This is a genomic window from Clostridium sp., from assembly GCF_051656525.1.
In the GTDB taxonomy this organism is placed as follows: domain Bacteria; phylum Bacillota; class Clostridia; order Clostridiales; family Clostridiaceae; genus Clostridium.
This window is the reverse complement of the sequence record NZ_JBOGCC010000267.1, coordinates 1-1341: the sequence shown is the minus strand read 5'-3', so window position 1 is coordinate 1341 and position 1341 is coordinate 1. Positions and strand designations below refer to the sequence as shown.

1 protein-coding gene is annotated in these 1341 nt (G+C 23.2%); it reads right to left on the bottom strand.

Features of this window, described 5'->3' with window-relative positions; all coding sequences use genetic code 11:
• Positions 1 to 532: 532 nt before the first annotated feature.
• On the bottom strand, positions 533 to 1213 hold the full coding sequence (locus ACRDDY_RS13085) for a hypothetical protein (RefSeq protein WP_438565382.1): 681 nt from the start codon (positions 1211 to 1213) through the stop codon (positions 533 to 535).
• Positions 1214 to 1341: the final 128 nt, after the last annotated feature.

Sequence of the window (1341 nt, the reverse complement as noted above, 5' to 3'; positions counted from 1 at the left end):
TTCTTTTTCATCCGTAAAATCTCCTTATTAATTATTCTTATATTAATATAACAAATCTCCATGAATTTTAAAGAACATTTTTGTAATAATTTAGATTTTTATCCTTAATTTAATAATAATTTTCCCTATATTTTCTAATATAGTAATCCCTCATCATTAAATATCATTCTATAAAATTTTATTAATTCTAATCCTTTTTTCTTCTATCTAAATCAAATTTTATTTTTTATAAAAAACATATTTCGCAAGTAAAATTATTATTCAAGTCAGTAATGTATCTTTTATATTTTGATATATTCTTAATATTAAACTATTTTTTCATTTCCTATAATATTATTTTTATTCTTATCATTTTTTGTTCGTATTGTAAATTTCTAAAAATATATTTCAAATATTACACCACAAAAAAGCTTAGAGAAAACTCCCTAAGCTTTTACTTTTAAGCAAATTCACACACAAATTAAAAATCTAATAATTCCACCGTACTAGCTGTGAAAAAATCAAAATTTATTTTAATGCAGTTCCTTTCTTATTATATTGGTTTTATTTCATCATAATATCCTTTTAATTTTGAATCTATACTTCCAAGATTTATATAAACTGTCTGTGTACTATTTTGATTTTCTGTTTTAATCACTTCTGCTTTTAATTTATATTTTTCTGGATCTGACACTCCAAAATTCAATCTATTTACTGCCATTTCTATTTGCGAATACAATTCACTTCCTTCAGTTCCATTTTTATCAAATGAACTATCTATAGCTTTTATTTGATGCCAAGAACTATTATATAAATTATTTATTAAGTTATCTATATATGTTGTTTCATTATTATTATTAGAACTTTTTGTAGCATTACTTGTATTTTCCTGACTAGTTGATTTTACTGCATTTGTAACTACTGCTATTGGAGCTTCTTGATTTGTATTTTTCGGATTTGTTGTAGCTTTATTATTTTGATTTATTGTAGCTCCATTTTGATTTTTGGGTGTGCTACTATTTTGCTGAGATGCTTCTGTACTTTTTGTAACCGTCGCTTGCTCATTAACATTTGTATCTTTTTTATTATTTTGTTCTACATCTGTTGAAGTTTTTGTAGCTGTATTATCCTTATTACTTGCTACTACTTTATCCATTGAATTCATTGCAATAATTCCACCTGCTCCACAAACTACTAGTACTACCACCAATGTAATTATTAATTTCTTTTTCATCCGTAAAATCTCCTTATTAATTATTCTTATATTAATATAACAAATCTCCATGAATTTTAAAGAACATTTTTGTAATAATTTAGATTTTTATCCTTAATTTAATAATAATTTTCCCTATATTTTCTAAT

Excerpts from the sequence above, each read along its gene's own strand:
- ACRDDY_RS13085 (WP_438565382.1), bottom strand. The coding sequence starts at position 1,213 with ATGAAAAAGAAATTAATAATTACATTGGTGGTAGTACTAGTAGTTTGT.